This window comes from Pseudonocardia nigra (genome assembly GCF_019396355.1).
Classification (GTDB): Bacteria; Actinomycetota; Actinomycetes; order Mycobacteriales; family Pseudonocardiaceae; genus Pseudonocardia; species Pseudonocardia nigra.
In genome coordinates, this window is record NZ_JAHKRK010000283.1 from 1 (window position 1) to 8,063 (window position 8,063).

The 8,063-nt window shown below is 70.0% G+C and carries 7 protein-coding genes and 3 pseudogenes; 5 read left to right on the forward strand and 5 right to left on the reverse strand.

The window, feature by feature from the left end; all coding sequences use genetic code 11:
• Positions 1 to 205, reverse strand: a 205-nt coding sequence (locus KME75_RS37705; RefSeq protein WP_219419727.1) for a transposase domain-containing protein, incomplete at its 3' end; no start/stop codon positions are given.
• Between the two features lie 71 nt (positions 206 to 276).
• On the opposite strand from KME75_RS37705, the gene KME75_RS37710 reads away from it, so the two are divergent.
• The 3 genes from KME75_RS37710 to KME75_RS37720 all read left to right on the forward strand — a co-directional run bounded on the left by KME75_RS37710 (position 277) and on the right by KME75_RS37720 (position 2,566).
• Positions 277 to 885: an amino acid ABC transporter permease gene (locus KME75_RS37710; protein WP_308283439.1), complete on the forward strand. Its 609-nt coding sequence runs from the start codon at positions 277 to 279 to the stop codon at positions 883 to 885.
• Positions 885 to 1,715 (forward strand): amino acid ABC transporter ATP-binding protein, encoded by an 831-nt coding sequence (locus KME75_RS37715; RefSeq protein ID WP_219419729.1) that lies wholly within the window; start codon positions 885 to 887, stop codon positions 1,713 to 1,715. Before KME75_RS37710 ends, KME75_RS37715 begins: the two co-directional genes overlap by 1 nt.
• A gap of 170 nt (positions 1,716 to 1,885) precedes the next feature.
• A complete protein-coding gene (locus KME75_RS37720; protein WP_219419730.1) occupies positions 1,886 to 2,566 on the forward strand; it encodes a GntR family transcriptional regulator in 681 nt (226 codons plus the stop codon).
• A gap of 32 nt (positions 2,567 to 2,598) precedes the next feature.
• Here the strand turns inward: KME75_RS37720 and KME75_RS37725 are convergent.
• The 4 genes and pseudogenes from KME75_RS37725 to KME75_RS37735 all read right to left on the reverse strand — a co-directional run.
• Positions 2,599 to 3,747, reverse strand: a pseudogene (locus KME75_RS37725) (aspartate aminotransferase family protein); the annotation flags it as partial.
• Positions 3,748 to 3,760: 13 nt separating this feature from the next.
• A pseudogene (locus KME75_RS47195) lies at positions 3,761 to 4,147 on the reverse strand (proline racemase family protein); the annotation flags it as partial.
• Between the two features lie 74 nt (positions 4,148 to 4,221).
• Entirely contained in the window at positions 4,222 to 5,070 is an 849-nt protein-coding gene (locus KME75_RS37730) for a dihydrodipicolinate synthase family protein (RefSeq protein WP_219419731.1), read from the reverse strand.
• A 25-nt stretch (positions 5,071 to 5,095) separates the two neighbouring features.
• Complete coding sequence (locus KME75_RS37735) at positions 5,096 to 6,334, reverse strand: NAD(P)/FAD-dependent oxidoreductase (protein WP_219419732.1); 1,239 nt, start codon at positions 6,332 to 6,334, stop codon at positions 5,096 to 5,098.
• 278 nt (positions 6,335 to 6,612) lie between these two features.
• Between KME75_RS37735 and KME75_RS47490 the strand changes: the two are divergent.
• A pseudogene (locus tag KME75_RS47490) lies at positions 6,613 to 6,790 on the forward strand (transposase); the annotation flags it as partial.
• A gap of 656 nt (positions 6,791 to 7,446) precedes the next feature.
• A complete protein-coding gene (locus tag KME75_RS44375; protein ID WP_219419733.1) occupies positions 7,447 to 7,869 on the forward strand; it encodes a transposase family protein in 423 nt (140 codons plus the stop codon).
• Positions 7,870 to 8,063 lie beyond the last annotated feature (194 nt).

The window sequence follows — 8,063 nt, forward strand, 5'->3', positions numbered from 1 at the left end:
GCACGAAGTACACCGTCAGCCGCGCCGGCAACAGCCGCCGCCGCAGCTCGCGGGTATCCGTCGTGGCCACCACCCGGTCCACCAACTCCGGCGGGAACGCCTTCGTCAGCGACCCCACCGACACTCGGTCGGGCAACCAGCCCTCCGGAGACACCCCCTCCGACCCGTCGTGCGCCACCCGGCGATCATCCCCAGAGGCGATCACCAGACGACACACCTCGACCGGCGTGTCGGCGCCAAGATCAACCTAACGCAAGGCCATTGGTCCCCGTGGCCGTGGCCCGCATGGCCGAGTTCGACCTGGTCCGGTGGATCGCGCAGGGATACATCGAGCTCTTCCGCTGCACGCCGATGCTCGTGCAGCTGTTCTGGATCTACTTCGCGCTGCCGGCGCTCACTGGGGTCACGATTCCCGGTTTCGCCTCGGCTGTCATCGCGCTGACCGCGAACCTGACTGCGTTCATGGCCGAGGCCTACCGCAGCGGGTTCCAGGCCGTGCCGGTGGAGCAGATCGAGGCCGGGAAGATGCTGCGCCTGACCTCGATCCAGCGGCTGCGCTACATCATCCTCCCGCAGGCGATGCGCCAGCAGATCCCGGTGATCCTGTCGCTGAACATCTCCATGTTCAAGGACACCGCACTCGTGTCGACGATCGCGGTCGCCGATCTCATGTTCCGTGCCAACACACTGGCCACCCAGTCGTACAAGGCACTCGAGGTGTTGAGCCTGGCCGCGGTCATGTACTTCGTGATCGCCTTCCCGGTTTCGCTGTTGACCAGCTATCTCGAACGCCGCTCGCAGACCGCCGCCTCCGGGCGCAGCTCCCCGAAGAAGGGGACCCGGACGAAGTCCGGCGCCGCGACCCCGATCGGAGCATCGAGTTGATGACCGACCAGACCACGACGACAGGCACGACAGGCGCGGCTACCGCGGAGTGTCGCGGCGACGACGCGGCGGAGCGCTTCCGTGGTGAGCTCGTTGTCGCCCGCGGTCTGCGCAAGACCTTCTACGACTCCCCCGTCCTCGACGGGGTCGACTTCAGCATGCAGACCGGTCAGATCACCGTGATCATCGGGCGCAGCGGATCGGGGAAGTCCACGCTGCTGAGGGTCATCGCCGGACTCACCGAGCCCGAGGACGGGGACCTCACCATCGCCGGGCACCTCGTGCGTACGGGTGGCGCCCCGACCGAGGACTACGCCAAGGGCGAGGCCCTGGTGGGCATGGTGTTCCAGAGCTACACGCTGTGGCCGCACATGAACGTGCTGGAGAACCTGACACTCGCCCCGCGCAAGGTGATGCGGATGAGTCGCAGCGAGGCCGAGGACCGGGCCGCGGCCGCACTGGACGAGGTCGGCATGGCCCATCACATCCGGTCGAGGTCGACCGGCCTGTCCGGTGGGGAGCGCCAGCGGGTGGCGATCGCGCGAGCGCTGATGATGCGTCCCCGGCTGCTGCTGTGCGACGAGATCACTTCGGCTCTCGACCCGCCGGTCGCCGCCGAGGTGCTGGGCGTCCTGGTCCGGCTGAAGAACGAGGAGGGGATCGCCGTGGCCCTGGTGACCCACGACATGGCGTTCGCGTCGAAGGCCGCCGACCGGCTGGTGTTCTTCTCGGAAGGCCGGATCGCGGTCGACGCGACGCCGGAGGAGGCCTTCCGCGGCTGCGAGAACGCCGAGCTCCGCTCGTTCGTCGAGGCGGTCACGCTGCGCTGAGATAGTCGAACGACCACCGCGGTGCGCGTCCGGGCCGCCCACCTGCCCGGGCCCGCATCGGCTGTCGACCCGCGCCGAGCGGTTGTCAGGCAATCTGACAAACGGCAGTACCGGATGTCACACTGGGCGTTGGCCGAGGCGACCCTCTCGGCCGGGCAGGAGAGATGCTGATGAGCGTTGACGAAGCGGCGGTGGCCATCAGCGGGGGTGCAGTGGTGCTGCGCACCCGCCGGGAGGAGGTCGTCACACGCATTCGGCGCGCCCTGTTGACCGGTGAGCTCAAGCCCGGACAGCGGATCAAGGAGGCTCGGCTGGCGGAGTCGTTGGGGGTCAGCCGCCCGACGCTTCGCGAGTCGCTCCAGCAGCTGGTGCACGAGGGTGCCCTCGTCCAGGTTCCGCACAAGGGGATCCACGTCGCGGCGCCGACGCCGGAGGAGCTGCTCGACGTCGCCGAGGTGCGCGTGTCGCTGGAGACCATGGCGGCTCTTCGGCTGTCGAAGGAGCCGCAGAGCGCCGCGATGGACGAGGTCCGGGCCGCGTTGGACCGCCACCTTGCCGCGATCGAATCGGGCGATGACGTCCGGACCGACATCACCCACCTCGAGCTGCACCACACGATCTGGGAGATGTCGGGAAGCGTCACCTTGCGGAAGATCTGGCCCCTGGTGGGCAGCCAGATCCAGCGGGCGCTCACTGTCGATCAGGCGACGATGCGGGATCCCGAGAGGGACGCCGAGCTGCACCGCCGGCTGATCCGGGTGATCGAGGAGGGCGACGAGGACACGATCGTCGCCGAGGTGGGTGCCCACATCCAGTACAGCGTCGACGAGGTGGTCCGCCGGCTCATGTAGCAGCGGCGGACCACCTTCGGCGGACCGTCCCTCTACAGGACGGACGTGGCGTCGAGCAGGACGTGCCGGAGAACGCGCTCGATCTCGTCGAACTCGGCCTGCCCGGCGATGAGCGGCGGGGCCAGCTGGACGACGACGTCCCCGCGGTCGTCGGGGCGGCAGTGGAGGCCGTTGTCGAACAGGGCGCCAGGCAGGAAGCCGCGGACGAGACGCTCCCGCTCGGCGGCGTCGAAGGTCTCGCGGGTGGCCTTGTCCTTGACCAGCTCGACGGCCCAGAAGTACCCGTCGCCGCGGACGTCGCCGACGATCGGCAGATCCAGCAGTTTGCGCAGGGTGTCACCGAACGCCTGCTCGTTGTCCAGGACCCGCTGGTTCAGTCCCTCGCGTTCCATCAGGTCGAGGTTGGCGAGCGCGACGGCGCCCGAGACCGGGTGGCCGCCCCAGGTGTAGCCGTGCGGGAAGGTCACACCCGGCCGCAGGAACGGCTCCATGACGCGGTCGGAGGCGATCAGCGCGCCCAGCGGGCCGTAACCGGAGGTCATGCCCTTCGCGCAGGTGATCAGGTCGGGGACGTACCCGAACTTCTCGCAGGCGAAGGTGTGGCCGTGCCGGCCGAAGGCGCAGATGATCTCATCGGACACGAGCAGGACGTCGTGGCGGTCGCAGATCTCCCGGACGCGGGCGAAGTAGCCGGGCGGCGGGGTCAGGCAGCCGCCGGAGTTCTGGACCGGCTCGAGCACGACCGCGGCCACGGTGTCGGCGCCCTCGAAGAGGATGGCCTCCTCGACGGGGTCGGCGGCCCAGCGGCCGAACGCCTCCGGGTCGTCGGCGAACTCGGGGTGCCGGTAGATGTTGGTGTTGGGCACCCGGAACCCGCCCGGAGCCAGCGGCTCGAAGTCCTTCTTCATCATCGCCAGCCCGGTGATGGCCATGGCCCCGTGCGGGGTGCCGTGGTAGGCCACCGACCGGCTGATCACCTTGTGCTTCAGCGGCTTCCCCATGAGCTTGAAATACTGCTTGGCGACCTTCCAGGCCGACTCCACCGCCTCCCCACCGCCGGAGGTGAAGAAGACGCGGTTGAGATCTCCGGGCGCGAGGTGGGCGATGCGCTCGGCCAGCTCCGCGGCGGGTGGGGTCGTGTAGCCCCAGACCGGGAAATAGGCGAGCTCGGCGGCCTGCTTCGGGCACCTCGGCGTGGGCGGTCACGAGCCCGACCGCGGTGTCCACCCGCACCGTGGTCACCGGCTCGGTCACGGGGATCGCCAGGGTCTGCACCAGGGCGGTGACGGCGCAGATCAGGTTGCTGCCCGACATCGGCCGGAACCCGCCCTGCTCGAGGATCACCAGGCCGACATCGGCGTCGGGCCGCGCGGGCGGGAGCACCAGCACGCCGCACATCCCCGGATAGCCGCGGGGCTCGCGCAGCAGCAGCCGGCGCAGCGGCTCCAGATGCTCGGTGCAGTACCGCAGCCGCTCCGCCGCCGTGGCCCCCCGCACCTGCAGGTGGCTGCCGAGCAGCACACGGCTCGGCTCACCCTCGGCGTGCAGGTCGACGGTCTGGATCCAGCCCGCGGCACTCATCGCAGCGCGCTTCCCGCCAGCTCGCCTCCGACGGGGGCCCCGGCCGCGGCGAGCAGCTCGCGGAGCTCCTCGCGTTAGTGCGGGGCGAGCGGCAGCACCGGCCGCCGCGGCGGACCGGCCGGCACGCCGACCAGCTCGAGCCCGGTCTTGATCGCGGACGCGTAGTTGTGCGACTCGAGGAACCGGCAGACGGGGAAGATCGTGGCCCACAGGGCGCGGCCCGCCTCGAGGTCGCCCCGGACGGCGAGGGCGTCATAGAGCTCGGCGCACTGGCGGGGGATCACGCTGGCGGTTCCCCACACACCCGCCTTCGCCCCGCCGGCGAGCGCGGCGAAGGTGAGGGTGTCCCAGCCGTTGAGGGCGGTGATGGCATCCGCGTGGTCGAACTGCACCGAGGTGAACTCGGGGAAGTCCCCACCGGTGTCCTTGTAGGACGTCACCCCGGCACGGCGGCCGAGTTCGCCGAACTGCTCGGGGGTCAGCTGCACGCCGGTCGCGGACGGCAGGTTGTAGTACATCACCGGCACGTCGACGGCGTCGGCCACCGCGCTGTAGTGGGTCAGCAGCTCGGCGAACGACGGAGCATCGTAGAAGGGAGGCACAACCATGACCGCGGCCGCACCGGCCTTCGCGGCGTGCACGCTCAGCTCGATCGTCTCGGCCGTGCTCAACGCGCCGGTGCCGGCGACGACGGGAACCCGGCCCGCGGCGGCCTCCAGGTAGAGCTCGGTGCCGCGCTTGCGCTCGTCGACCGTGAGCGTCGTGAACTCGCCGGTGCTGCCACCGGGCACGAGACCGTGAATGCCGCCACCGATGATGTGCTCGACCTGCCGCGCGACGCCGGGCTCGTCGATGGCGCTCCCGTCGGCGGTCAGGGGGGTGACGGCGGCGGCGAGGATGCCGGTGAACTGCGCGCTGGACATGACTCTGGCTCCTGGTGACGTGGGATCAGCGGGTGAATCGGTGGGGCGAGAAGGGCTCGGCGGCCAGCGGCATCCGCTCGCGGAGGATCATCTCGACGATGACCTCGGCGGTGCTCGGGGCGAGCGTGAGCCCGAGCATCCCGTGGCCGGAGGCGACGTAGACGTTGCGCAGCGCCGGGAGCTGCCCGATCACCGGCAGGCCGTCCGGGGTCATCGGTCGCAGACCGGCCCACGGGGCCGCGGCCTCGGGTTCGCCCCAGTCGGGGAACGCGTGAGCGGCGGCGCGCTTGATCGCCTCGACCCGGCGCTGGTCGATGCGCAGGTCCAGGCCGCCGAACTCCATGGTGCCGGCCAGGCGCACCTTCCCGTCGAGGGGGGTGACCGCGACGCGGGCGTCCTCCAAGGTCAGCGATGTCGTCAAGGACACGGGGCCGGGGGTGTAGTCGACGCTGTACCCCTTGCCGGGCCGGATCGGCAGCGGAACGCCGAGATCCCGCGAGAGGGGACCGGTCCAGACGCCCGCAGCGAGCAGGAGCACGTCGCCCGTCACGTCCCCGGTGGGGGTCCGGACGCCGGTCACCCGGTCGCCCTGGCGGAGCACCTTGCTGACGGGGGTGTGCTCGAGGACTTCGACGCCGAGCTCCTGGCAGCGCTTCACCAAGGCCCGGGTCAGCGAGTCCGGCTCGATCTGGCGGTCGTCCCGGAAGAACAGGCCGTGTCGGATCCGGGGCGACAGCGCAGGTTCCTTCTCGCGCACCGCGTCGTCGTGCAGGTGCTCGGGAACCAGCCCGAAGGCCTCGAAGATGTCCAGGGACCCGGCCTGCTCGTCGAAGCGCTCCCGTGACTCGAACGCCAGCAGCACGCCCGCCTGGTGGGACTCGAAGGACAGGCCGTCGCGGGTCCAGTCGTCGAACAGGTCGCCCGCTCCCTCGGCGAGCCGCAGCGTGACCTCCAAGCCGCGCCGGAAGTCCGCGCGCGTGCAGTGCCGCGCCATCCTCACCAGGAACCTGACGTGCGCGGGAGCCAGGGACGGGCGCACATAGAGCGGGCTGTCCGGCCTGAGCATCCACCGCAGGCCCTGCAGGATCATCCCGGGAGCCGGCACCGGCCCGCTCTCGGCGAGGGCGACCTTGGCCGCATTACCGTGCGATGCCGCCTGACCCGCCGCGCCGGCCTCGACGACCACGACGTCCGCCCCCGAGGCTGTCAGGCGGTAGGCGCTCGCCAGGCCGACGACGCCGCCTCCCACCACGATCACGCGCATGTCTACGGCATCCTTCCGCCGGCGCCAGCACTGCAGATTGCCTGACAATCTGCAGTAAACGTTAAGGCGTCGGGGAGGGAGAGTCAATGCCGTCGGGCGGCGGGCCGCGTGGGTCGCTGCGGCGCGGGCGCAAGAGGAGTGCCCCAGGGGCCATTCGGCACAGCGGCCGGGCGGCGGTGTAGCCGGTGGCGCAGAATGCTACGTCGCGCGAGAGATCTCCACGGCAGTCCTGGCCGACTTCTCCGCGGCCCAGACGACTTGACATCCATAGGAGCATCTGGCTGCTCACGCACCGCCGCCGCGCCGAGCAGGCCGCCGAGCAGGCCTGGTTGTCGTCGTGGCCACCGCCTACCTACTCGACGTCTCAACCCGGCGGATGGAGCGGCTGGCCGGGCAGCTCGGGTCAAGTCGCTGTCCCGCTCGCAGGTGTCCGAGATGGCCACTCACCTCCACGCGTAGTCAGGGCTGGCGAGCGGGGTTGCCATCACGAAGCTGAGCGGTGGTCTCCGGGTCTATCTGGCGATAGCAGGCGATCTGACGCGCTTGGTGGAGCCAGGTGTTATGGAGCGAAACTGGAGTTGCCATGAGCTCTGTGCCGGAGCGAACGGCGTTGAACTGCATCAAACTGCTCTCGCGCTGACCTGCGGAATCAACGTTCCTGCAGGTTAGCGCGCTTCTGCTGGCTACCCTGGGGGACAAGTGCTCGTCCTGAACCGACCTGAACAGCGCTGAACGGGGCTCTACCTGCGGGAACTGCACCGCTGCGAGAGGCCAAGTTGACTTGGACTTGACGAAAGGTAAAGGGGTCACGGACATTGTCAACGACCTCGAGGTCAAAATCTAGCACAATCGTCAGCGGGCCCCGGGTCCCGCCCTGTATTCGCGGGTGCTCCGTTTGGTGTTCTCGCAGAACGGCGGGTTGAATCATGAAGCCGGTGGTTGGTGTAGGTGCTGACCTGCTCATGTCGGGGCCTTCAGCACCCAGGGGCCCGGCGAAGTCGCGCCGAACGGCGTGTCGGCGCGGTGACAGGCCGGTGATGGTGTAGGGCGGACACGGCCGCTTGGGTGATCATCGCGGGTTCCGACGCCTGCTTGATCACCGAGGTGCTGCCGTGTCCGCCTGCCCATCCTCCCCGATCGCTGTGCTCGCCGGGTGCAGCGACACCGCACCCGAGCTGGCGAACGGCGTGACCGCCGACCCGGTCGTCGAGGCGGCTGCCGAGGATCTGCTGGTCGTGTTGGCGGCGGTGAGCGATCCGCGCAAGTCCCGCGGGGTGCGGCATCGGTTGGTCACGGTGCTCGCGGCGGCGGTGTGCGCGGTGCTGGCCGGGGCCCGCTCGTACGTCGCGATCGCCGAGTGGGCCCAGGACCTGCCGGTCTCAGTGCGGCTGCGGCTGGGCATGGGCCGCCGAGCGCCGAGCGAGTCGACGTTCCGCCGGGTCCTGCAGCGTGTGGACGCCGACGAGCTGGACATCGCGGTCAGCGGATGGCTCGCCCGACGAGCCGCCGTGCTGACCAGTACCGCGCTGATGTGATGAAGGAGCGGGGCCTCCGCTCCTCGTGACTCCCGGCTCATGCTCGGGGTGCTCACACCATCGATTCGAGGAGGCCCCTGTGAGCGAATCGTACGAGGGTCGGCAGATCGTCGGGATGGATCTGCATCGGCGCCGGTCGGTGCTGGTGCGGATGACCGAGTCCGGGCAGCGGCTGGAGACGGTGCGGATCTCCA